Genomic DNA, 22,439 nt, shown 5'->3' with positions numbered 1-22,439 from the left:
GCTTAATAAAACCGTTTTTGGTTTATCCGCTGAACAGGTCTAAACTTGCGCTTTGGTTTGTAAATGAGAGCGCCCGTTAGCGGGGCTTTGAGAAGAACACTATGCGCGGGTAGTTTCCGCTTGGAGGGCAGGTCATGGCGCAATCGCATGATGGCGAATTGAAGCAGCCTAAACGTCAGGGGAATAGGAATCGCACTGACGATGCAGCCAACGCCGAGAGGCAGAGGATGAGCGCGGAAAAGAGGGCGCTTCTGCGTGCCGATACTTTTACCAACGCTCCGAAAGTCGCACAAATCACGTTGACTCAAGAGGAACGTCAGGCTATCGCCCAGCATAAGCGCGAAGAGCAGGAAAAGGCCGAGAAGCTTACCATGGCATCGGCTCACGGCCCGCTTGGTCGTTGGTGGCGCAAGACGCAGATGAGTTCGGACAAGGTGACGCTTGGCATGGCCATTGTCGCTTTGGGTGTGGTTTACGGTGATATCGGCACTTCGCCGCTGTATACCGCTCAGACGTTCCTAGTCGGTCAGGGCGGCCTCGCCAATATCGACAGGCCTGCCGTGCTTGGCCTCTTGTCCCTGGTTTTCTGGTCGATCACGCTAATTACCACCGTCAAGTATGTGCTGGTCGCCATGCGTATCGACAACAATGGTGAGGGCGGTATTTTTGCATTGTTCTCACTGATACGTCATCATGGCAAGTGGTTGGTCATTCCCGCCATGTTGGGGGGTGCGGCGTTCCTTGCCGATTCGGTGCTTACTCCCGCCGTTTCAATCTCCTCGGCAGTCGAAGGTTTGAAGACCATCCCGCTTTTCGAGCCGGCATTTCGTGAGAACGGCAGCCTTTCGCTGGTCATAACCGTGATCATCATCGTTTTACTCTTCTGTGTTCAGTCGCGCGGTACAGAGCGCATCGGCAAGGTCTTCGGCTCCGTGGTTCTGGTCTGGTTCACGTTCCTTGCAATAACCGGTATCGTCAACATCGGCGGGGATTGGAGCATTTTCGAGGCAATCAACCCGATTTACGGTCTTCAGTTCCTCTTCAGCTCGCACAATATGGCCGGCCTTGCGATTATGGGTACGGTCTTCCTTTCCACGACCGGTGCGGAGGCGTTGTATTCCGATATGGGTCACGTCGGTCGCGGTAACATCTACTTCACCTGGCCGTTCATTTTCGTGTCGTTGGTCTTCAACTACTTCGGCCAGGGCGCTTGGATGCTGCGTAACCAGGGCAATGCCACGATGGTGAATGTCAACCCATTCTTCGAGATGATGAGCCCAGGCGTGCGTTATGTAGGTGTGGTGCTTTCTGTGGCTGCCGGCGTGATTGCATCGCAGGCGTTGATTACCGGGGCGTTTACGATGGTTTCCGAAGCGACCGGTCTCAACTGGATGCCGCATCTGCAGGTCCGCTATCCTTCGCGTACGCGCGGCCAGCTCTACATCCCGGTCGTGAATGTTGTGCTGTGTGTTGCGACGCTGTTGGTTTTGGGAATGTTCAAGGATTCCGAGCACATCTCCGCGGCGTACGGTCTTGCGCTCACCATCACCATGATTACCACGACGATTCTGCTTTCGGTCTATCTGTGGTACAGGCACCATCGCGTGTTCGCCGGTGTCTTCTTCCTGGTGTTCATCGCCATTCAGACGCTGTTCTTCATTGCGTCCATGTCGAAGTTCATGCGCGGCGGTTGGTTCACGATGCTGCTCACGGCGCTGATTCTGCTCGTGATGGTCACATGGAATGACGGAACCAAAATCGAACGCAGCCAGCGTCGTCATATGTCTGCAAGTGATTTCAAGCCTGCGTTGGCGCAGCTGCACGACGATTTCCGTATTCCTCACTTCGCGGACAACATCGTCTATCTCACCTCGGATTGCGAGATGCACCGTTTGGATACGGACATCTTCTTCTCCATCTTCGCCGATCATCCCAAGCGTGCCCGTGCATGGTGGGCGGTGTCGGTGCAGACGACGGACGAACCGTACACGCGCGAGTACTCGGTCGAGGATTTCGGCACGGATTACATCTTCCGTGTGCGTATTCGTCTCGGTTTCAAGGTTTCGCAGTCAATCCCGGCCTATATTCATCAGGTGATGCACGATCTGTCGGCCACGGGCGAGTTGCCGGCTCAGAAGTCGGTGTATCCGAAGGTTGACGCCGATCCGGACATTGGTACGGTGCGTTATGTGCTAGTGCATAAGGAACTGATGCCGGAATCCAAGCTCACCGCACGTGAGTCGCTGAGCCTGAAGATGAAGTATGCGATTCGCCACGTCGCAGGTTCTCCGGTGAAGTGGTTTGGTCTGGCTCCGTACAACCCCGTGGTCGAAGTGCAGCCGCTTTTCGTTTCCACTCGTCGTCCGCCGCGCTTGGAACGTGTGCCCATCAGCCACTCCCATGGCAGAAAATCGCAGGGAACCGACGAAAATCGGTCGGATGCATGACCGGATATATTCCCACACTCGCGCAGGTGGATGAGCTGCATCATAGAATTTCGCCTTCACAGGCGGCCTATGGCCTCATCCACACCCATTGCTTCGTTATCGCGACGATTACACGCCAGCTGGTGCGTCGGCAGAATGCGCTGTTTGTGAGGCGTTGTACGTTGCCCGACAACGCGCCTGAGCTCACCGGAAAGTACGATGTTGCAGCGGTTGAAAATGAAGTCGCGGCAAGTGGAAACGATAAAAACACGAATGATGGCGCCGATGGCGGCGTGAGCTCGAAGGGAAACGGTGCGGGTGTGCGCGTCACGCCTGCCACGCTCGCGAAGAGGCGCAAGGATGTCAGTGCCGTGTTCGCAGGTATGGGCGCGAGTGTCCCTCCGACAGATGGTGTTAAAGGTGGAATGGTGCCACCGCGTCTGCTCGACGAAGACTTTGCGGTTGTGGGTGCGATGCTGCATGACATCGGCACCTACCTCGTGCTCAAACATGACGGGTCTGATGGTGAAAAGCTGCAATTCGATGGCCCGCACTACATCCTCCATGGCCTACGAGGCTACGATTGGTTGATTTCACAGGGTGTCGATGAGTCTGTCGCGCAATTCGCCCGCAACCATACGGGCGTTGGGCTTACTCGCGATCAGGTTGTGGCGCAACATTTGCCGCTGCCGCCGGCCGACTACGTACCGCTGAATCTGGAGCAGGAGGTGGTGATGGTAGCCGACAAATACAACAGCAAATCCATTCCGCCTCGTTTTCTTACCGCTGAGGCATATGCCCGCAAAGCTCGACGTTTCGGATCGTCCAACGAACACCAGTGGCTTGATCTGGTGAGGAAATACGGTGTTCCTGATATCCCGGAACTTGCCAGAAAATTTGGAATGAAGTTGGACGAGTAGTCGCGTACTCTCCGGTAAGGATCCATGCCCAGTGTCTGTAAAACTGTAAAACCGATGCCGTTGATGGTAGCAGCATCGGTTTTGCAATACTGACGATTCGATGCACGAGCGAAGGTCGGCATCGGTCGCGGTCTAAAACGAGTAGATCTTGTCGGCTTTGTCCTCGTAATCGGTTGTTGTGTGGTCACCTGACCCGCCAAGCGCCTCCGTGCTGGGCTCCACCATGATGATGCAGCGTTTCGGTTCACGCATATGTGCCAGACGTGCCAACAAATCAAGGATGGTCCTGCGGTCGTCTTCGTCAAGTCCGCCTGCGGGATTGTCGGCGATGATGACCGTGGCTTCACAGCATATGGCACGCGCGATGGCCAGACGGCGCTGGTCCACCGGTTTAAGTTCCGAAACCGGAACGCCTGTGGTCGCCTCATTGAAATCAACGATTTTGAGCATATCTCGTGCTGATTGCGCAATGGGCTTGAGGAAGGTGCGGCCGGAAGCGCGCATGGTGAACGTGACTGTCCCGAGAGCGTCAAGGTCGTCTCGCACGCTGTAGCGCTGTGTGATCAGGCCAATGCGATGGCCTCGAATCTCATTCGTTTCGAGTTCCGGAAGGCTCTGGCTTTTAATCATGACCTGGCCGTTATCGGGGTATCGGAATCCTGAGGCCACGGCAAGCAAGGCTCGGCGCTGTTCCTCATCCGCTTCGGCAATGGCATACAACGAGCCGGCAAAAAATGACCAGTTGATGTCGTCGAGCACGTTGCGGCCACTCTTGCGGTTGATGACGGTGATGTGGTCCAGTGCAAAGGTGGGGTTGGGTTTGAGCAGAATATCGGTCTCCGCGATGACATCCCTGTCGAGTTTCGAGGAGACCACCGTTGCCGGTTCAAGAACAGGTGATTGTTCCTCGTGAGTGTCCAACTCGTTGTCCTCTTCAATCGCCACGCCCAGGGTCTCGTTGGCCCGCTTGGCGTTGACTGTAGCCGATTCGTCGGCAACTGCCTTGCCGGAATCTGCCCTGTCTTCGTCGTCATGGTTCGAGACCGCGGAATCGTTGTCGGACGATGTGCTTTCTTCACTGTCGGACGCGTTCTCGTCGCTGGCATGGTCAGTGGACGACATCGTTCCTGCGGAGGTCAGATCGACAAGATCAAGTGCGTCGTCGTCCTCGAACACCACGTCATATTTGATGGCCGGAGTGGTGGGGTCGGTTCGCTCTGCGGAGGTGTCAGTAGTGTCGTCCGGCGTTTCCCCGTCATTGGACTTCTTGTTCATGGCTTCATCCTTTGGGTCGGTGTTGTTGCCGCTCATGCCTGAGCCTCCGTATCGTCTTCCGGCGTGTCGCTGTTGGGGCGATCGTCATGGTTCTGCTGCTCGTCGTCGTCCTTCGAAGTGGCGCCAGAACCGGAACCGTTATCTGCTTCGGTCTCGCTGCCGGCATCGGTTCTTGCGTCGAAAATCCTTGAGGAACTCGACAGCGCTGCCCTCAGGAATGCAATAAGCGCCAGTGCCACAACGATTTCAATGCAGTGCCACATTGCCATCCAGCAGCCGCTCACGGCCGGTGTCGCAAATCCGTCGGCAAGTGCCCCTCCGAGAGGCTTGGCGCACAACGCTCCGGTCACTGCGCCAACGATGAGACCGGGGATAATGGGTATTAGCGTTTCCAGGAAGAATTGCCAGCCTATGCGGCCACGGGTCACTCCGATGATCATATCCATCCTGATTTCGTCGTCTCGATGCATCAGTGCGAGCACGGTGAGCATAAGCAGAATGACCCCGCCGCCGATGTAGGATGCGATGCGCAATTTGTTCGTCGTCGCATTGAGTTTGTCCAACGGTTTGAGGGAGGCGTTGTATCGATCGAGGTTCGGGGAGCTGACTTCGTAGCCTTTCGGCATCTTCAGGTCCTTGACGGTCTTGACGAAGCTTTGATATTGGTCGGCGTTTTCGAATTTGAAGCCCACATCGAAGTGCGGGGTCGTCCATCCTTCGGGATTTTCGACGAGCAGATTGTTGTCGCTGAAGGCGGCAGGTCCCGTGTAAACGGCGTTGTTGCGGTTGTCTTTGGCAAGTCGTGCGTCATCGCCGTTGCCCTCCGGCACTGGGTCGGTATAGGTGTAAATGCCGCGTACCTTGAACTCGTAGGTGGTTTTGCCGTCCGTGGTGCTGCCGAGCTTGAAGGTATCGCCGACACGCAGCTTGTTCTGTTTGGCGAAGACCTTCGAGACCAACGCGTTTTCGCTGTCCTTGGATTCGTAGTCGAGCGCTTTGCCTTCAACTATTTTGAACTTGCCCATGGCGTTGATTTCGACGCTGCTGTCGTCGTAAAGGCTCTGCAGGAGGATTTCCCCGCCGGTTTTATCGGCGCTTTCGTCATGTTTGCCTGCGATGGCCTTGGTTGTGTCGGTCTGACGCATCGGCAGAGAAGCGCTTATGGTGAACGGGCTTTGCTGTTGAGCGGCGATCTGCTGCGCTGACGTTGCATATGTATTGTATTGCTCTAAACCAAGATATTTCTTGACGGTTGCGGGGTCGTCGCCTTTGAGCTTGGCTTTCATCTGTGTGGTCGGTCTGACGACGGCTATCGGGGCCTGTGCCTGGTAATCATCGCTGTGCGCTTTGTCACTCGCTGCGGCGACGGCCGTGGTGAATACCGCGCCGAACGTCATGAGCACGCAGACAAGTAGGAGCATCATGCTCCGCCATTTGTGGCGTATCGTTGTTGACCAAGCATTGGTGAGCACAAACATACATTTCTCCTGCATTCAGGCCCGCTAGAGCGTCGCTTGGAATCATTTGCCAAGCGCGTGATGGGGCACCACTGTTTCCCCGCCGTTTGTAGCCTGCGTAGCCTTCGACGCTGGGCCGCGGCATGAGTAACAGGTTCAAGTATATGTTGTAGGGCTTAATTTGGGAGGATAAAACCTGAAGATAGGTTAAAAATTTCCTGAGAGCTTCGGTTTTGTGTGCAATGATTCGTAATTCGCAGCGATGTCACATAATCGTTGCGCTTCGTTGTATCGCGTGTTTTCTTCAATTCACGGACGACGTGAATCCGTAGGATATGTTGTCGATTTGGTATGCGATCGGAGCATATACTGGCCGTGCCCGACCGATGAAAGGTAGGATGATCGCGTGATGAATACAACATGGAAACGTCGTCTGAACGCTATGATGCTGCCGTTGTGTGCCGGGGTTGGCGTGCTCGCCGCATTCGGTATCGTACTGGCGTGGTTCCCGCAGACTGCGGATGCGTGGAGTCTGCCGTTGCAGGAGGTCGACGCACCTGCCCACTATTACTTCATTCGCAGGATTCTTCGCGAGGGCGTTGGCGCGGCGACACATCTGTGGCCCAACAACACCTACTATCCGCCCATGTTCCACCTGGCTGCCGCCGCTATCATTGCCGTAGGGCAGTTCCTTGGCATCAATGTCAATATCTACACGGCATTCAACCTCGTCTGGTTGTTCACGTCCGGCTTGGTGTGGCCGGCCGGTGTGGCGCTGTGGGCCAGTTATTGGACCCGCAGGATTGATGGTACATGCGCTCGCAGGCCGTTCTCGTGTGCCATGATGCTCATTGTTCCTTCGCTCGCCGTCGCTTCGGCCAGCCATCCCTTCCAGATGCTCGCTTCAGGCCCGCTCATAGCATTCGGTTTGGCCACAACGCTTTTGCCTTTCTGGCTTTATGCGACGTTGCGTCTTTTCGATGCCATCGCGCAACGCTCCCACATCGTCCGTTGGGTGATTGTCGCTGTGCTTCTGGGTTTGCTCTGTGTTTTTGCGCACCCGCGTATCGCCTTTACGTGGCTGCTTCTGATGGTTCCATTCATCCTGCTCCGGCTGCCGTGGAAACTCATTCTCGGAGCGTTTGCAGCTGTGGCGGTCTGCTGTGTTGCCTTCTTCTTCTACATGACCGGGCATTACCATTCGTCGCGCTATCTTGATCCGTCCAGTTGGTTCCACACCTACGTTCCCAACCGGACCGTGCCGGATGCCTTGCGCGTGCTGATAACGGATAATGTCGGCGGTCCGTCCGGCTGGTTCATGGCTGTGGCAGTTATCGTCGCGCTGTTTGTCGCAGTTGCGCTCATTGTCGTGTTCTTCAAGTCGAGACGTTCGGGTCGCACTGCCGACAGCGGAATGGCCAAAGATGCGGCCTCGCTCATACTGGCGTTCCTGCTGGTCGCTCTGGTCTATGTCTGCTCGACCTCGCTGACCGGCTGGTTCCCCAACATCGTGGCCGGTGCGTGGTATCGTGCCGAAACAAGGCCTCTGACGATGATTCCGTTCGGCATTATTCCGTTGCTGGTCTTCGCGGTGTGTGCGGCCGATTCTTTGGGTGGTCGAGAAGAACAGGTTGACAGGCAAAATGCTGCCCGCTCGGTTCGCTGTTTCGGTGCCAGAAGCGTTGCGGTCGTAGTGCTTGCAGCCCTTGTGGTCGCCTGTCAGTTCGGCAATACGACGCGGGAGACGCTTGGAAGCGGTGTGGCAGCGAATATGACATTGAGCGGCAAACCGGAGGACGAGCAGCTCACGCCAGCCAAGTACGACGTGCTGCGCCAGACCGTTGCCATCACAGGCACCGACGCGCTGATCATCTCGGACCCGCTCAACGGTTCCATGTACGGCTCGGCCATTTTTGACGCGAACATGCTGTTCCCGATCTACAATGCGATGCACGAAAAAGACGGTGCAGTCTTCACAGCCACTGAAAGCGCGTTCAATTCCGGTCTCCCGGTGGAACTCAGCGGGACCGCGTGCCCGATCGACGGATCGACGCCGAAGTACTTCCTCTCGATGGGCCCACAGGCCCCGAGCCTGCAAATGTTCACGTTCCGCCAGCAATACGATCCGTTCCATCGGCAGGATCTTATCGATGGCTATGTCGCGTCCGGCGTGCTCATCAAGGTCAAGGATTTCAGTTCTTATGGCCCATATGCCAAAGACTGGGCCCTCTATCGCATCCAGTGCAGCAAGTAGCCGCCAACACGTATTGCCGGATGTGACTGCGTGGAGTCACCAGTCAAGCACGGTGTCACACCGGCGATTGATGCCTGCGGCGATGCGATTGACCAGTTCCTTGCGGCTTTGTGCGCTGCTGCCGTTGGGTGTTCGCAACGATTGTCGTGAAATCTTGAGATGAGAAACCTCCGCAAGGGCGGTTTTGGCGGTGTCGTTGAACGCGTCCGGGAGAATCTCGGCATAGTGACGCAGCAGGCCCGCGATAAGGCCGGCGTTTCAGTGAAAGCGACAGCTGCGCAGTGCCGACCGATTCGCTGTATATGAAGCTATGGTGTCCTTTTGCGTCTTCATGGAGTATGCCGATGCGCTGACCCTCTAGGAAAACGTGAAGCTCCTTGGCTTGCATGCTATTCCTTTCGACGTAGATGAGATTGATCGGAGCTTGAATTGTCTATTTGCTGGGCCCGCTGTTGAGTTTCGTCAGCTGCTTGTTTGAATGTTTTCAAGATGATATTCATGGATGACTGAATTTCCGGGGGCAGGGGCAGACTTTTCAAAATAGAACTCGGGATCGCCGCTTCCCTTAAAAGGGGGTGGTTAATTTGCTTATTTGGTCAATAGCTTGAGTATGCGCTGCTATTGTCCGTTCGACGGGCTTATCGTTTCGAGATTCGGGCTCTGGGGCATCATAGGCAATGGTGTCGGATATATGTAGGACTTTGTAAACAGACAGGATATCGTTAAAATCGGGGTTCGTGATTTTTCCGGTTTCTAGACGATTGATCCATGAGCGTGATAGTCCTGTTTCGTTCGCCAGTTCCTCTTGGCTTAGGCCTGCCGCTTTTCGGGCATCGTGAATATTGATGGAAAGCTGTTGTACGCTCTGAACCGGAGTTGTGAACTTACGCATGCAGGCGCGTAAGTGTGGCTTAGTTGTGGTGCTCCATGAACCACTTGTCGCCGTAGGCGCGAAGACCGTTGAAGATGCTGCGGCCGCCGATGAAGACGATGTCGAACACGGCCCAGAGCAGCACCATGCGGGTTGCGGCGCTGAGGTTGTAGGTTGTGTCGATGGCATTAAGCAGCAGAACCAGCGGTAGGTAAACGAGCGTTACGATTGAGCAGGTGCCTGCCAGATAGCGGTAGTCGCCCGCGCCGATGAGAATGCCATCAAGCGCCCACATCCACCCCGAAAGCGGTAGGAAGATGGCAACGACGATGGTGCCTATGGCAATCAGATGCTGGATGTCGGTATTTGGGCTGAACATTGGGGCTGCGATAAACCCGAAGCAAACAAGCGCGATCCCAATGCCGATGCCGCTGTATAGTCCGGCTTTTGCTGAGATGCGTGTCATTTCCTTGGCGCGTCCGTAGCGTTTTGCACCGATTTCGGTGGCTACAAGCGCCTGACCTGAAATACCGATGGCGTCGAGCATGTTCACCACAAAATTCCAGTTCGAATTAACCGCCTGATAAGCGGCAAGCACCTGCGTTCCCATATGTGTGGCAAGCACCACCGTGGCCACCAGACAGATGCGCAGTGCCAAGGTTCGCACGAACAACGGCAACCCATCGGCGGCCGTTTCGGTGATGCCCGAGAGTCTTGGTGCCAAGGATGCACCGGCTTCGTGCGACCATTTCAGTGCGGGGATAACAAGGTAGAGGCCCATAAACCATTGTGCGATGAAGGTTGCGAGACCAGATCCCACCACGCCCATGTCAAGCCCGAAAACGAAGAGGAAATCAAGCGCGGTATTCAGTGCAGCTCCGAGAGCCGCGGCGATCAAAGTGACGCGTACCTTCTTGAGTCCGCGGAAAATTCCGTTGGCCGCATACACCAGCAGCATCCCCGGAAGCCCGAAAATAACGGCCTGCAGATAGATTGCGGCATTGTCGGGCACTTCGTTGTGTGCCCCCATCAGGGCACACAACGGCCGCGCTGTAACAAAGAGAGCCACGGAAATAACCGTGCCGATGATCAGTGCAAGCCACAGTCCGTCAACCCCGGTTTCCAACCCTTCCCGCTTACGTCCGGCTCCCATGAGCTGTCCCACGCGTGAGGTGGTGCCGTAGGCAAGGAAGTTGCAAAGTCCGGCGACGGTGAGCAGAACCGTGGATCCGATTGAAAGCCCGGCCAGTGCGCTATCGCCGATATGGCCGACGATGGCCGTGTCGATAAGCACGAAAAGCGGGTCCGCAATGAGCTGCCCGAACGTTGGGATGGCCAACGAAAGAATCTGCCGGGTGACGCGTTTGCGTTCGGTGCTGTCGTAGGTCGGCGTGTTGTCGGCTGTAGGGGTGTCTCGGTCGATGTCGGACGCTGAAGTTTTTTCGCTCACTGTGGTAATGCTCAAAGTGCTTTCATGCTTGTCTGATGTGTTGCGATTGTCATTGTAACGGTGTTCATGGGGCGATGCCAGCATAAGGTCACTGTCATATTCCTGAGAAAACGGGCAGAACGTTTTTCGTAGACTTTGAACCTCGTTGGCGCGTTTCGGCTGCCGTCAACCATGCAACTCGCGTTGATGCCGAACAAGTCGTTATGGACGTTCCACGCGATATGGTAGCCCTTGATACAGTGTTGCTCTGCTGCGCCATTACAGTATGTCGCGTTGCGCGCTACACTGATATTTCGCTGTATGCTGTGATGGGTGGGTATGTGGCGAATGTAACTTCTAGAACGTGAAGGAGCGGTTATGGCGACAGGTAAGAAACTCGTCATCGTGGAGTCTCCCACCAAGGCGAAGAAAATAGGCGGGTACCTTGGTAAGGATTACACGGTCAAGGCCTCCGTCGGCCATATCCGCGATCTGGCGCAACCCAGCCAGGTGCCCGCCTCCAAGAAGGAGAAGTTCGGGCGTTTCGGCGTTGATATCAATGACGGCTTCGATCCCTATTACATTGTGGGGCCAGCAAAGAAGAAAACCGTCGCCGAGCTGAAAAGCGCACTGAAAAACGCCAGCGAACTGTATCTCGCAACTGATGAGGATCGCGAAGGAGAGGCGATCGCCTGGCATCTGGTCCAGACGCTTAAGCCCAAGGTCCCCGTGCACCGCATGGTCTTCCACGAGATCACACCCGAAGCGATCAAGGCCGCCATCGGCAAGACGCGCGATGTGGATGCCAACATGGTCGACGCCCAGGAGACACGACGGGTGCTCGACAGGCTTTATGGCTACGAGCTGTCGCCGGTGCTTTGGCGCAAGGTGGGCCCCGGTCTTTCGGCCGGTCGTGTGCAGTCCGTCGCCACCAGGCTGATTGTCGAGCGCGAGCGTGAACGTATGGCGTTCGTGCGCTCGCCCTATTGGGACGTTATTGCTGAACTGGCCGCTCCTGATACACGGGGCGAGAATGTTGCGTTCAAGTCGCGCATGGTGTCTTTAGGCGGATCGCGTCTGGCCAATTCGCGTGATTTCACCTCCACGGGTGCCCTCACTCCCGCTGCACAGAAAGATGGCGTGTGCCAGCTTGACGCAGCTCAGGCCGAAGTCATCGCGCAGGCGTTGGAACATGCGCCGTTCACCGTCGTGTCGATGGAATCCAAACCGTATCGTCGTCGTCCGGTGCCGCCGTTTACCACCTCGACCATGCAGCAGGCCGCTGGCAACAGGCTTTCGATGAGCTCGCGTCAGACGATGCGCGCCGCCCAAGGTCTTTATGAAAACGGCTATATCACTTACATGCGTACCGATTCGGTGACGCTTTCTCAGGAGGCCATCAGTGCGGCCCGCAAGTGCGTTGCGGAGCACTTCGGCAAGGAATACCTGGCTGATAAGCCCAAGCAGTACGCTACCAAAACCGCTGGTGCGCAGGAAGCGCACGAATGCATCCGTCCCGCCGGCTCGAAGTTCCACGATCCTTCTGAACTGGCCGCGAAAGTCCCGCCTGATCAGCTCAAGCTGTACACCTTGATTTGGCAGCGCACATTGGCGTCGCAGATGGCCGATGCCACCGGGTCCACCGCCACGGTCAGGCTCTCCGCGCCAACAGGCGACAAGGGTGAGGCGATTTTCCAAGCTTCCGGCACCGTTATCGAGTTCCCCGGATTCCTCAAGGCTTCGGACTGGTCGCGTTCTGGCTCCTCCGCATCTTCCGGCACCGCCGCCAAAGACGGCAAGACCAGCGCTAAATCAGGTGATTCCGACGACAATGAAGCGTTGCCGCCGATGAAAACCGGTGAAGTGTTCAACGCAAGCGAAGTCAGTGCGGACGGTCATGAGACCCAGCCTCCGGCCCGTTATACCGAGGCATCACTGGTCAAGACACTCGAAGCCAAGGAAATCGGCCGTCCGTCGACCTATGCCAGCATCATCTCCACCATCATCGACCGCGGTTATGTCTACGAACGAGGCCGCGCGCTCATTCCTTCATGGCTTGCTTTCGCGGTGACCAAATTGCTTGAGACCAACTTCCCGAAATATGTGGACTACCAGTTCACCGCCGACATGGAGAATGGGCTCGACAGGATTGCACAGGGCAAGGAGACCAGCAAGGAATGGCTTACCCAGTTCTACTTTGGCGATGGGAAGGGTGCTGCGCAGTCGCAGGACGAGGTGCACAAGGGCTTGCAGCAGCAGGTGGAACAGCTCGGCGATATTGATGCGCGCGCCATCAACACCATTGAGATCGGCGACGGGCTTCAGGTTCGCGTCGGTCGTTATGGCCCGTATCTCGAGGATACGAAGAATCTGGATGCCGAAGGCAATCCCAAGAGAGCCTCGATTCCCGAAACGATGGCGCCTGACGAACTGACTGTCGAGGCCGGGCACGAGCTGATTAAAAACAATGCTGGCGGCCCGCGTGTACTTGGTCAGGATCCGCAGACCGGCGGCACTGTCGAGGTACGCAATGGACGGTTCGGACCGTATGTGGCATTGGTGGCTCCTGAGGCTGCCGCGGATGACGAAAGTGCCAAGGAGTCGGGTGCGGCCAAAAAGACCAAAACGGAAAAGGCCGCTACAACTCGAGCGAAGAAAACCGCCAAATCTGAGGTCCCAAAACCCAAGATGGCGTCCCTGTTCAAGACCATGAGCCCGGACACGGTCACGCTTGACGAAGCGTTGAAATTGCTGAGTCTGCCCCGCGAGGTCGGTAAATACGAGGAAAACGACACGAAAACTGGCGAGGTTGGCGAAGTTGTGGTTGCCGCGAGCAACGGGCGTTATGGTCCTTACCTCACCAAGACGGGTGCCGATGGCAAATCGGAGACCCGTTCGCTGGCGAGCGAGGACGAGATTTTCACGGTCGATCTGGACAAGGCCAAGGAGCTGTTCGCCCAGCCGAAGTACGGTCGTGGACGCGGCAGGGGAGCGGCCAAACCGCCGTTGCGCGAGCTGGGTGCCGATCCGGAGAATGGCAAGAACGTGACAATCAAGGACGGTTTCTACGGTGCCTACATCACCGATGGCGAGACCAACCGCACGTTGCCGAAGCAATACACCTCGGAGTCCATCGACCCGGTCACCGCCTTCCAGCTGCTTGCCGAGAAGCGTGCCGCCGGCCCTACAAAGCGGCGCGGTCGCAAGTCGGCCAAGACAACCAAGTCGACAACCGGCAAGACCAGCACGCGTAAGTCGCCAGCAACTAAAACAACAGCGCGAAAGACGAGCGCCAAGAAGACCGCAACTCACAAATCAACCGCTAAGTAGCCAACGCTGAACCTCTAGGGCGCAGGCAACGCATTTCGTAGATGCGTTGCCTGCGTCGTCTTGTTTTCAATGATTCTTCTCTGAGTGCACTAAAAATCATCATTCGGAAGCCTTGGGGGGGGGGTGATGTGGAACCATTGCGTCATTGAATGTAGATAACCTCGGCCATTCGACCACATTGTCCTGTTTTTCTTCGGTTCTTGGCTTATTTGTGTTTCGATAGTGTCAATGAAGTCGCATCGAGATGAAAAGAGCAAGTCATGGCGATTCAATCAATAGCAGAGAGCAAACGCCGACCTGCAGCAAACAGGGCCGGCGACGCAGACTGCGGCACTCGAATCATTTTCCGACCTGCTGCGTTGTCGCTACAATTGGCGGTATCGCAGAAGGAAAGGAGGTGCAATCTGCAGTACGACAATTACTGTGAATAGGATGGTATTCGTTTGGGATACACCGCAGACACCGTGACGATTACAGAGATTGGTTATGACAGAAAGCGGTCCTCGATACCGCAGGAACCATCCTGTCATCGACTTTTCCGAACGATAGCTTGGATCTTGTTCATCGGTATTTTCGTGAGAACTATGACATGATCGAGTCTGCCCGAGAGATAGATCGGAAGTACGGGCATGGCTGAAATATTTTAGGTGATGGGTTATTCCGTATTTTTCAGTTCTCAAGTTATGCACCATGGCATTCATGTCCATGTTGGAAAGGACGAAAACGTGATCTCAGCAAGTACGTGCTGGCTCGGGATGGGCGCGTGTTTTTGGCACACAACCGGGGTGGTCTTATGCAATAAGCTTTCAAAAATTCAGAAAGCTGTAGAAAAGCGATACGGAAAGATAATTGGTACTTGGACATAACAATTTGGCGGTGACTATCACTTCGATAAGTGAGCATTAAAGAACTGGCGACCATTTATTGTTAATGACACAGCTGGAGTATGGTCACACCGGATGACCGATAATGGATTCCAAAGATATTGAATCGCTGGATTGAGGGTTTATGAGCGGGATATTTGTTTCGTTTGAAGGTGTTGACGGCGTGGGGAAAAGCACGCAGGTTGAGCGGTTGAAGGAGTATGCCGAGGAGCGGGGGCGTGAGGTTGTGGTGACCCGCGAGCCGGGCGGCACAACGTTGGGTGTTGCTTTGCGGCAGTTGCTTCTGCATGATGGAGGCGATATTGCGCCGCGTGCCGAGGCTCTGCTATTCGCGGCCGACCGTGCGCAACATGTTGCCGAGGTTATTCGGCCAGCGCTCGCACGCGGGGCACTGGTCATTTCCGACCGTTATATCGATTCTTCGCTGGCCTATCAAGCAGGAGGACGGGAACTTACTCAGGACGAGGTGCGCAATCTAAGCCTGTGGGCGACGAACGATTTGTTGCCCGACCGCACATATCTGCTCGACATGGACCCAGCGGCCTCCCATAATCGACTGGAACACAGTGAGGATCGCATGGAATCGGCGGGGCAGGAGTTCCAAAAGCGCACTCGTCAGGCGTTCCTTGATTTGGCTTCGCACGAGCCTTCGCGTCTCATGGTTGTCGATGCGGCCAAACCCATCGAGAAAGTGTGGAATCAGATTCGCGGTGACGCCGACGGTCTGCTGGCCAGCTGAAGCTGTTAATAGGACGGCTTTCATTGCACGCACTTCATAAACGCTGCCACAAAAGACATAGTTGCATCAAGGCTTAACGGCTCCTGGAACAGTCGGATGGCGACTGTGTGTGGGATGCAAATTCGACTCGCTATCCGCGGTGGGCAATAGTGTGGTGGTAACAAATCAGTGGAGGAACAATGAGCGTATGGGATTCGATTGTAGGCCAGGATCAGGCGGTGGCCAGGCTACGCACCATTGCATCCGGCAATCCTAAGGCGATTGCCCAGTCGTGGCTGATTTGCGGCCCTCCAGGATCCGGACGATCCAATGTGGCACGCGCATTTGCGGCGGCTCTGGAAAGCCCGACGCACGGGTTGAGCGATGAGCCGGAACGTTCAAGCGAACAAATTCTGGCGGGATCGCATCCCGACGTGACCGTGCTGGCCACCGACAAGGTCACCATCGGCATCGACGAGGTGCGTGAGCTGATCGAAACTTCCGAGCAGACCCCTAGTATTTCACCGTGGCGTATCATCATCATCGAAGATGTCGATCGCATGCTCGAGCGCACCACAAACGTGCTGCTCAAGGAGATCGAGGAACCCAGCCCCCACACCATCTGGCTGTTGTGCGCGCCGAGTGCCCAGGACGTGTTGCCTACCATCCGTTCTCGCACCCGCATCGTCAACCTCACGGTGCCGTCCACGCCGGCAGTGGCGAACTTCCTTGAATCGCGTGACCATATAGAACCGGAGACAGCCGAGCGTGCCGCGCGTCTGGCTGAGGGGCATATCGGCGTGGCTCGGTTGTATGCCATCAATGAGCGGGTTATGGCCGACAGGGATGAGTTGGTGGCGGGGGTGGTGAACCTTGCCCTAGCATCGGATGCAGTGCTGCTGGCCGGTCGTCTCATCGACAACGCCAAGGCGCAGGCCGAAGCCGAAGTCGAGGAGCGAGCCACCGAACAGGAAAAGGAATTCCGTCGCATCAACGGCTTGGGTGAAAAGGACCGCATACCTCCCAAACTGAGAACCGCGTTCAACCAGATCGGCAAGAAAACCGAACTCAAACGTCGGGCGACCCGTCGGAGCCGTGATGTGCTTGATCGCGATCTCAACACCATCGCCAGCATTTACCGCGATGCGGCCGTGTTGCAGAACAATGCCGAAGATTCCGTCGGCCTGATCAACCGCGAAAACCGCGCAGCAATCGCGCGTCTGGCCGATCGTCTCACTCGCCAAGGGGTAGTTGACCGACTCGATTCGGTGTCCACCGCCCGCCGCCGACTCAATGGCAACGGCAACCAGACCCTCCTGTTCGAAGCGCTTTTCTGTGCCCTGATGGTTTAAGATCGGCTTTCTATCCGAGTCTCGTCAGCGAGGATCGGCCATGTCGCTGGTGCCGATGCGTGGCGAAGAAGTCGATTCTCTGCGAACGACCTGAGGGGGGGGGGGAAGCGGTGTGCGCGGGAAGGTGGCGTCGACCGGTGCGTTTGAGCTCGATCAACAGCAACGCCTCTTCCGCTATCGATTCGTATAGTGGTTTGAGCGATGTGATAGACGGACGGTAGGCGGCAGCGAGTGGGGAGTCGCCAAAGCCGATGACCTTCACATCGTCTGGAACCGCGATGTCAAGCTCTTGTAATGCCATCAGCGCACCGACTGCAATTTCGTCGGAAGCGCAGACGATGGCATCGGGACGGTCTTCTTCGTTGGAGAAGATCTTCATCACGTCGTTGTAGCCGCGTTCGATTGTGTAATTACCGAAGGTCGTCCATTCGGGTTTATGAAGATAGCCCGTGATCTGGTCGGAATTCTGGAAAGAAACAAAGGCCTCAGAGGCTGTATCTGAGCCTATGTCAGGACTCATGAACATGATTGAGGTCCCGTTGTGATCGGTTATGTGTGTGATGGCCTCACGCATGCTGGCGACGATATCTATGTGGTGCCGGCGTATTCGGTAACGCAACCGGTGGCCGTATCGGCGCTGTTGTAGGCGGTTTCGTCAACGGTCTGCTGGTCACCTTCCTCCCCGCCATGCTGATGACCGTTATGGGCAGCTTCGGCCTGTCCAACGCCACCTTCGGCGATGCGGACTTCTGCTGGTACGGCACCATCGCCGGCAAGCTTGCAGGTTTCGGCCCCGTGGCCGGCGGCATCTCCCTAATCGTCTTCGCGATCGTTCTGTTCGCTGTGGCTTGTATCTGGCAGGTCAAGGTTGTCAACAAGGGTTGGCTGCCCGGTGCTCAGCATGCAGAATTCATCGCTGAGGTCAAGAAGCAGGAAGAAGATGCCAAGGCTGCTGCCAAGGCCGCTGCCAAGGCCGCAAAGAACGCTGCTGCCGCCAAGGCCTGAATGTATCCGGCAATCCGTCACATCGGCAAGGCTGAATTTCTTCTACTCACTGCGTCGCTGTCGTCGGCTTAACGGATCCCATTTCAATAATTGAACAGCTGGGCTGAAACTGGAAGATGAATCTTTTGGTTTCAGCCCTTCCTGTATGTGTATGCTTTCATGCAAGACGCCTATTTGGTCACAAGTCCGAGGGATAATTGGTGTATGAAGATTTCTGCTGATTTTACGACAATTCCCGAGGACTTCACCGGGGCTGCGGCGGCGGAGAACAAGCTTGAGGGCACACCGATCGTATCCTACCCGTTTTACATCGATGAGATGCAGCCGGAGGTCCGCTACCTCCATTGGCAGCTGACCGACCCCGATTCCATCCCCGTCTGCGGTTTTGAGTGGATTCACTGGTCCGCCACCAACGTGCCCGTCGATGCGCTGATGTTCGATTTCAACGATTCGCACGCCCTGCAAATCCCGACGGACTTCTCTCGCGCGATGCCGGCGATGATTCCCGAGGCCGCGCAGGGTCGCACCAGCGCCGCAAGCAAGTTCGTCGGCTCGACCAACCCCGCGGTGACGATGCGCTACAATGGCCCTACTCCACCCGATCAGCCCCACGGGTACGTGCTGCATGTGTGGGGCACGGCCACCCCACTGCCGCAGATGAACCAAGGCTTCTGGCTCAACGAGCTCTACCACAAGATTCGCGCGCACGAAGGCCCGATCGACGAAGCCGAAATCACGCTGATGGCCAATCCCGCCGAGTGATAAGAGAATCCAAAAAAATCAACGATAGGAATACAGAACAATATGGCATGCACCACTATTTTGGTCGGTAAAGACGCGAGTTATGACGGATCAACCATCATCGCCCGCAACGAGGATTCCGCAAACGGGGAGTTCGACCCCAAGCGTTTCGTCGTCGTCAAGCCCGAGGAGCAGCCAAGGCTCTACAAAAGCGTTCTGAGTCATCTTGAGATCGAGCTGCCCGACAACCCGCTGCAATACTCCTCGATGCCCAACGCCGACACCGAGGTGGGCATCTGGGGCGAGGCGGGTGTCAACGAGGCCAACGTAGCCATGAGCGCCACCGAAACCCTGACGACCAACGAGCGCGTGCTTGGCGCCGACCCGTTGGTCGAGCTTCAGCCGGCCAAAGGCGCGAAGGGCGAGGAAGGTTATGTCGCTGAAGTCCCCGGCGGCATCAGCGAGGAAGACTTCCTCACCATCGTCCTGCCGTACATCAAAACCGCGCGCGAAGGTGTGGAACGGTTGGGTGCGTTGCTGGAACAGTACGGCACCAACGAAATGAATGGTGTCGCCTTCAGCGATGTCGATGAAATCTGGTGGCTGGAAACCGTCGGCGGCCATCATTGGATCGCCAAGCGCGTGCCCGACGAGGCGTACGTGACCATGCCAAACCAGCTGGGCATCGACGGATTCGACCTCGAAGACGCGCTGGGTGAGCAGGAGGAGCATATGTGCTCGGCCGACCTGGGCGAGTTCATCGAGGCGAACCATCTCGACCTCGCCGTCGAGGCAAACACCCCGTTCAACCCGCGTGAGGCCTTCGGTTCGCACTCCGATTCCGACCACGTCTACAACACCCCGCGCGCCTGGTACATGCAGCGCACACTTAACCCGTACGACGAGGTCTGGGACGGTCCGGACGCCGACCACACCCCCGAATCCGACAACATCCCGTGGGCACGCCAACCCGAGCGCAAGATCACCATCGAAGACATCAAGTACGTGCTTAGCTCGCACTATCAGGGCACACCATACGATCCGTACGGCCACCTCGGTGACGAACGCACCCGTCACATGTATCGCTGCATCGGCATCAACCGCCAAAACCAGCTTGCCGCCATCCAGATTCGCCCGTACCGCCCGCAATCCGACCGTGCAATTCAGTGGATTTCCTACGGCTCGAACCCGTTCAATGCCCTGATTCCCTTCTACCCGAACGTCGACACCACGCCGGCCTATCTTGAAGCCACCACCACACGCGTGACCTCGGAGAACTTCTACTGGCAGAACCGCATCATCGCGGCGCTGTGCGACTCGGCATTCGGCGAAACGTCAAACGCCATCGAGCGCTATCAGGAAAAGCTCGGCGGCATGGCCCACCGCATGATTGCGGCCACCGACGAACAGGTTGCCAGGCTGGGCGGCGACAAGGAGGCCACCGCCGAGTCCTTGGCACAAGCCGAACTCGAAGCCGGCAATCCCGAGTGCGACGTCGAGCCGATGGACCCCGACGAGATTATCGAAGCCACCCGCAACGCACAGGTACGCGAGATCCTGCGCGCCGCCAACCAAACGATGGCCGACCAACTAAAAGAGGAAACCGACGCGTTGCTCGACACCGTGCTCTACACAGTCTCAATGAAGATGTCCAACGGTTTCAACCGCTCCGACCACTGAGTCGCAATTCGCGAGTTGAAATCACTGGGCTTGGGTGTTTAACGGCACTTTACGAGAAAACCGGTGGCCGCAAAGCAAGTAACGCTATTCATAGCAGTTACTTGCTTTGCGGCCACCGGTTTTCTTCAGGCGCTCGATAAAATGCGGATCCTGCTCTGTTTTCCACATCATCCCGATGCATCTGCCATTGGTTAACTGCACTGCGATGACGGAAGCCCGTAGATAAATATTTGCAGGGCAAGTCTGTGCGAGAGTCAGACCGGGTGTCGCTATCTGGGTCTGACGCGCCTCGGTTGTTGAAGTATTGCAGGCGATGGGTGTTTATTGAGCATTCGGTTGTCCTGTGGTATTGCGGTGGCGGGCCTTGCGCCTGTGTGCGCTCAGGCGGGTGGCCGCGGCGACCAGGATCATGGCGGTGGTCAGCGTGGCGGCGAGGGCGAGCAGTGTGGGTGTGGCGCGTCCTCCAGTCAAAGGGAGTGACTGGAGTGAGAGGGGCGGCACCGGGGTGCTTGTGGTGGGGCTTTGCACCGGTTGCCCAGGTGCGGGATAGGCTGTGTCGATGGTGTTCAACGTCGCGTCGATGGTGCCTTCGTCGGTGGGTGTGTCCACCGGCAGAGTGATGGTCCATGGGTGTTCGGTGGCGCCGTCGTAGGGCAGGGTGTTGCCGCCCGGTCCGGAGGCATCGGGGGTGATGTCCAGGCATCGGGGCGTGCCGTTGGCGGCGGGGTGGCAGACGTGCACGGTGTCGGTGCCCCGCCGTGGTTTGCTGGTGCCGGTGACGCTGATGGTCCCGTTGTTGGCGCGCGCGGCGCTGAGCCCTGGCGCGGCCAGCAGCGTCCAGAGGGCGGTGAGCTCGAGGACGGTGCGTCCTTTTGTGTCGGTGTCGCCCATGCTGACGGGCACCGGCGTGACGCCGGGCTCTACGGTGCCGTGGCTGGACCGCCAGGTGTCGAACAGGCTGTGCGCGGGTCTTGTGATCGGCGAGGGGCCGGCCACGGTGAGCCAAGCCCTTCGGCTGTTGGTGTCGGTGAGGGCCTTGTCGGTGGCGGGAGGGGTCCCGGTGCCGACACCCGGATGGTAGTTGATGGAGGTGTACGGCAGGATGCCCTGTTGCTCCGTGGTCGGGCCGGTGGCGGTGCCCGCCGGGTCGGTGCGGATGTCGGTGGCGCTGACCGCGGCCGTCAGCCGATAGGCGGCCTCGAAGTCTGCCGGGTCGCGCACCTGCCCGACGGTGAGGTTGAACGTGCAGGTGTCCGCGGTGGGGGTGCAGGTGCCGTTGTATCCGGTGCCGTTGGCCGATTGGAGCGAGATGGCGTCGCCCGCGCGTCGGCCGGAAGGCAGGGTCGTGGTGACCTCGACCCAAGGGTCAGTGCTGCCCCAGGGGTTCGTCCTTGCGTCGGCATGCACGTTGAGAGAGATAGCGGGTTGCCCCAGAGTGCGCCATTTAGCCGTAACCTTGGCGTCCGCATCCAGATAGTTGGCGGCGGTCCAGCTGACGGTGTTGCCGGAGACGGTCAAATGGTCGGGATGGTTGGTGGCCAGATCCCATCCGTCAAACAACTTGCCGTCGGGTGCCGGTACGGGGGCGCCCTGCCGGGACCATGGGATCTGTTTCGAGCCGGCTCGGGCGGTGTTGATGCTTATGGTATCGACGTGGTCGGCCAGCCCGTTGTTGTAGTCGATGGTGAGGGCGAGCACGGGCATCACATAGTGTCCTTGAGGGTTGCGTCCCGAGCTTACCGAGGTGCGTGAGCGCATGTCAGGCACCGGTATGCCGCGACCGGTGGCAGGCACCTCCACCCAAGTGTCATATGGCAAATTGGTGGCAGGGTCTCCTGCGGTCGAGTCCCAGAAGACACGGCTGTCGTTGTCGTTTTTGGCAAGGTGGGTGTGGGGGCCAAGCCAAAGCTCACGCAAGCTTGGATTGTCAGCCAGCATACCCTGTACGCCGTAACCCATGACAGTATCGAGATCATACGTAAGTGACAGGCGGGTGTCGAACGAGGAAAGATCCAATGAAGTTAATTTCTTGCAGCCTTTGAACATCCACGCCATGTTGGTGACGTTGGCGGTGTTGAACTTGGTGACGTCCAGCGA

General features: G+C 57.2%; 14 protein-coding genes and 1 pseudogene. 9 read left to right on the top strand and 6 right to left on the bottom strand.

All coding sequences use genetic code 11. From position 1 onward, the window contains the following. Positions 1–227 precede the first annotated feature (227 nt). A complete protein-coding gene (locus GA0061077_RS05215; RefSeq protein WP_091847944.1) occupies positions 228–2,447 on the top strand; it encodes a KUP/HAK/KT family potassium transporter in 2,220 nt (739 codons plus the stop codon). Beyond that, on the top strand, positions 2,444–3,346 hold the full coding sequence (locus GA0061077_RS05210) for an HD domain-containing protein (protein ID WP_091847876.1): 903 nt from the start codon (positions 2,444–2,446) through the stop codon (positions 3,344–3,346). The genes GA0061077_RS05215 and GA0061077_RS05210 overlap by 4 nt, the downstream gene beginning before the upstream one ends. A gap of 132 nt (positions 3,347–3,478) precedes the next feature. On the opposite strand, the gene GA0061077_RS05205 is transcribed toward GA0061077_RS05210, so the two are convergent. Next, positions 3,479–4,657, bottom strand: coding sequence for an ATP-binding cassette domain-containing protein (locus GA0061077_RS05205; protein WP_091847875.1), 1,179 nt, complete (start codon positions 4,655–4,657; stop codon positions 3,479–3,481). After that, positions 4,654–6,045 (bottom strand): ABC transporter permease, encoded by a 1,392-nt coding sequence (locus tag GA0061077_RS05200; RefSeq protein ID WP_159426920.1) that lies wholly within the window; start codon positions 6,043–6,045, stop codon positions 4,654–4,656. The genes GA0061077_RS05205 and GA0061077_RS05200 overlap by 4 nt, the downstream gene beginning before the upstream one ends. A 442-nt stretch (positions 6,046–6,487) precedes the next feature. On the opposite strand from GA0061077_RS05200, the gene GA0061077_RS05195 reads away from it, so the two are divergent. Continuing rightward, on the top strand, positions 6,488–8,332 hold the full coding sequence (locus GA0061077_RS05195) for a DUF6541 family protein (RefSeq protein ID WP_091847873.1): 1,845 nt from the start codon (positions 6,488–6,490) through the stop codon (positions 8,330–8,332). Positions 8,333–8,897: 565 nt separating this feature from the next. On the opposite strand, the gene GA0061077_RS05190 is transcribed toward GA0061077_RS05195, so the two are convergent. Both GA0061077_RS05190 and GA0061077_RS05185 read right to left on the bottom strand, forming a co-directional pair. After that, a complete protein-coding gene (locus tag GA0061077_RS05190; protein ID WP_143249613.1) occupies positions 8,898–9,224 on the bottom strand; it encodes a helix-turn-helix domain-containing protein in 327 nt (108 codons plus the stop codon). Positions 9,225–9,243: 19 nt separating this feature from the next. Further along, positions 9,244–10,737 (bottom strand): MATE family efflux transporter, encoded by a 1,494-nt coding sequence (locus GA0061077_RS05185; RefSeq protein ID WP_091847871.1) that lies wholly within the window; start codon positions 10,735–10,737, stop codon positions 9,244–9,246. A gap of 273 nt (positions 10,738–11,010) precedes the next feature. Here GA0061077_RS05185 and topA point away from each other — a divergent pair, with 273 nt between their 5' ends. The 3 genes from topA (at position 11,011) to GA0061077_RS05170 (ending at position 16,916) form a co-directional block, all read left to right on the top strand. Beyond that, positions 11,011–13,962 carry a type I DNA topoisomerase gene (gene topA / locus GA0061077_RS05180; RefSeq protein WP_091847870.1) on the top strand — a complete coding sequence of 984 codons (2,952 nt, stop codon included), beginning with the start codon at positions 11,011–11,013 and terminating at the stop codon, positions 13,960–13,962. Positions 13,963–14,970: 1,008 nt separating this feature from the next. Next, the gene (gene tmk / locus GA0061077_RS05175; RefSeq protein WP_091847869.1) at positions 14,971–15,585 is read left to right on the top strand and encodes a dTMP kinase; all 615 of its coding nucleotides are present in this window, start codon (positions 14,971–14,973) and stop codon (positions 15,583–15,585) included. A gap of 179 nt (positions 15,586–15,764) precedes the next feature. Next, entirely contained in the window at positions 15,765–16,916 is a 1,152-nt protein-coding gene (locus GA0061077_RS05170) for a DNA polymerase III subunit delta' (RefSeq protein WP_091847868.1), read from the top strand. 10 nt (positions 16,917–16,926) lie between these two features. Here GA0061077_RS05170 and GA0061077_RS05165 read toward each other — a convergent pair whose 3' ends face one another. Then, a complete protein-coding gene (locus GA0061077_RS05165) occupies positions 16,927–17,490 on the bottom strand; it encodes a substrate-binding domain-containing protein (protein ID WP_091847867.1) in 564 nt (187 codons plus the stop codon). A 20-nt stretch (positions 17,491–17,510) separates the two neighbouring features. Here GA0061077_RS05165 and GA0061077_RS05160 point away from each other — a divergent pair. The 3 genes and pseudogenes from GA0061077_RS05160 to GA0061077_RS05150 form a co-directional block, all read left to right on the top strand. Then, positions 17,511–17,921 (top strand): annotated as a pseudogene (locus GA0061077_RS05160) (PTS transporter subunit IIC); the annotation flags it as partial. A 204-nt stretch (positions 17,922–18,125) separates the two neighbouring features. Further along, the gene (locus GA0061077_RS05155; RefSeq protein ID WP_091847866.1) at positions 18,126–18,683 is read left to right on the top strand and encodes a YbhB/YbcL family Raf kinase inhibitor-like protein; all 558 of its coding nucleotides are present in this window, start codon (positions 18,126–18,128) and stop codon (positions 18,681–18,683) included. Between the two features lie 42 nt (positions 18,684–18,725). Beyond that, on the top strand, positions 18,726–20,342 hold the full coding sequence (locus GA0061077_RS05150; protein WP_091847865.1) for a C69 family dipeptidase: 1,617 nt from the start codon (positions 18,726–18,728) through the stop codon (positions 20,340–20,342). 321 nt (positions 20,343–20,663) lie between these two features. Here the strand turns inward: GA0061077_RS05150 and GA0061077_RS05145 are convergent. Beyond that, the coding region (locus tag GA0061077_RS05145) for a BspA family leucine-rich repeat surface protein (RefSeq protein ID WP_143249619.1) at positions 20,664–22,439 on the bottom strand (1,776 nt) is incomplete at its 5' end.

Source organism: Bifidobacterium commune (assembly GCF_900094885.1).
GTDB lineage: Bacteria > Actinomycetota > Actinomycetes > Actinomycetales > Bifidobacteriaceae > Bifidobacterium > Bifidobacterium commune.
The sequence above is the reverse complement of the archived record's forward strand: the minus strand, read 5'-3'. Positions and strand labels throughout refer to the sequence as shown.

Coding starts and splice junctions, on each gene's coding strand:
- GA0061077_RS05195 (WP_091847873.1), top strand. CDS start 6,488: ATGAATACAACATGGAAACGTCGTCTGAACGCTATGATGCTGCCGTTG.
- GA0061077_RS05150 (WP_091847865.1), top strand. CDS start 18,726: ATGGCATGCACCACTATTTTGGTCGGTAAAGACGCGAGTTATGACGGA.
- GA0061077_RS05170 (WP_091847868.1), top strand. CDS start 15,765: ATGAGCGTATGGGATTCGATTGTAGGCCAGGATCAGGCGGTGGCCAGG.
- GA0061077_RS05165 (WP_091847867.1), bottom strand. CDS start 17,490: ATGCGTGAGGCCATCACACACATAACCGATCACAACGGGACCTCAATC.
- GA0061077_RS05210 (WP_091847876.1), top strand. CDS start 2,444: ATGACCGGATATATTCCCACACTCGCGCAGGTGGATGAGCTGCATCAT.
- GA0061077_RS05155 (WP_091847866.1), top strand. CDS start 18,126: ATGAAGATTTCTGCTGATTTTACGACAATTCCCGAGGACTTCACCGGG.
- GA0061077_RS05190 (WP_143249613.1), bottom strand. CDS start 9,224: ATGCGTAAGTTCACAACTCCGGTTCAGAGCGTACAACAGCTTTCCATC.
- topA (WP_091847870.1), top strand. CDS start 11,011: ATGGCGACAGGTAAGAAACTCGTCATCGTGGAGTCTCCCACCAAGGCG.
- GA0061077_RS05200 (WP_159426920.1), bottom strand. CDS start 6,045: ATGATGCTCCTACTTGTCTGCGTGCTCATGACGTTCGGCGCGGTATTC.
- GA0061077_RS05215 (WP_091847944.1), top strand. CDS start 228: ATGAGCGCGGAAAAGAGGGCGCTTCTGCGTGCCGATACTTTTACCAAC.
- GA0061077_RS05185 (WP_091847871.1), bottom strand. CDS start 10,737: ATGCTGGCATCGCCCCATGAACACCGTTACAATGACAATCGCAACACA.
- GA0061077_RS05205 (WP_091847875.1), bottom strand. CDS start 4,657: ATGAGCGGCAACAACACCGACCCAAAGGATGAAGCCATGAACAAGAAG.
- tmk (WP_091847869.1), top strand. CDS start 14,971: ATGAGCGGGATATTTGTTTCGTTTGAAGGTGTTGACGGCGTGGGGAAA.